This window comes from Mesorhizobium sp. (genome assembly GCF_004962925.1).
Taxonomy (GTDB): domain Bacteria; phylum Pseudomonadota; class Alphaproteobacteria; order Rhizobiales; family Rhizobiaceae; genus Mesorhizobium.
In genome coordinates, this window is record NZ_SUEO01000014.1 from 39,319 (window position 1) to 40,092 (window position 774).

Here is a 774-nt window from a genome sequence, read left to right on the forward strand (position 1 = left end):
TTCATGCGCCGTCTCCATCGACCGGCGCTGAACCGTCTTGGCGAGTGCTGTCCTGCGGATGGCCTTTCGACCACTCGTCGAGCTCGTCGATGTGATAGCGGACATAGCGGCCGTGCTTGCGGAATTTCGGGCCGCCCCCTTTGAGCCGCATCTTTTCCAGGGTGCGCTGGGACAGGCCGATATAGAAGGCCGCCTGCGCGGTGCTGAGAAACGGACTGCCCTTCTTGGCGCGGGCCGCGCGTTCGTTTTCGTCGTCCATGATGGTCCTCGTGTCGCTTAAGGAGAAGCGACGGCCAGGATGGGCGAGCGACGTCGTTTCCGGGACGGGCGAAGAGTCGGGGGCGAGTTTTCGCCGCCCTTTGGGCGGAGCTGGAAAGAGCCCCGCGCAGGCTGCGGCGCGGGGCTCGGAGGTCCGCCGATCAGTCGACGGGGTTCCAGATGATGGCGTAGGTGTCGTCATCGTCCTGGCCGGCGGCGCGGCCGAGATTGGCGTAGAGCTTGCGCGGACCGAACTCCGGGGCGGCGATCGACAGGCTCACATAATCCTTGCCGGAAGCCTCGCCGATGCGGGTCCAGCCGGCGCCGACTTCAACCCCTTGCGTCAGCACCCGGAAGTCGGGATGGTTGTCGGCGCTCTTGGCCTGATTGGGCACGATGTCGATGTCGGCGCGGACGCTGAGCGTCCTGAGCTGGCCCCTGTAGCCGCCATTGTCCTGCTTGGTGACGTATCCGATCGCGGTCATGTTGGTCTCCTTTTCGCTGTCGCCGGGGACC

Annotated in this window: 2 protein-coding genes; both read right to left on the minus strand. The window is 65.6% G+C overall.

Translation table 11 applies throughout. The annotated features are described in order from the left end of the window. Nucleotide 1: 1 nt before the first annotated feature. A complete protein-coding gene (locus E5W87_RS05670) occupies nucleotides 2-259 on the minus strand; it encodes a helix-turn-helix domain-containing protein (protein WP_292394803.1) in 258 nt (85 codons plus the stop codon). Between the two features lie 160 nt (nucleotides 260-419). Beyond that, nucleotides 420-743 (minus strand): DUF736 domain-containing protein, encoded by a 324-nt coding sequence (locus tag E5W87_RS05675; protein ID WP_292394831.1) that lies wholly within the window; start codon nucleotides 741-743, stop codon nucleotides 420-422. Nucleotides 744-774 lie beyond the last annotated feature (31 nt).

Excerpts from the sequence above, each read along its gene's own strand:
- E5W87_RS05675 (WP_292394831.1), bottom strand. The coding sequence starts at position 743 with ATGACCGCGATCGGATACGTCACCAAGCAGGACAATGGCGGCTACAGG.
- E5W87_RS05670 (WP_292394803.1), bottom strand. The coding sequence starts at position 259 with ATGGACGACGAAAACGAACGCGCGGCCCGCGCCAAGAAGGGCAGTCCG.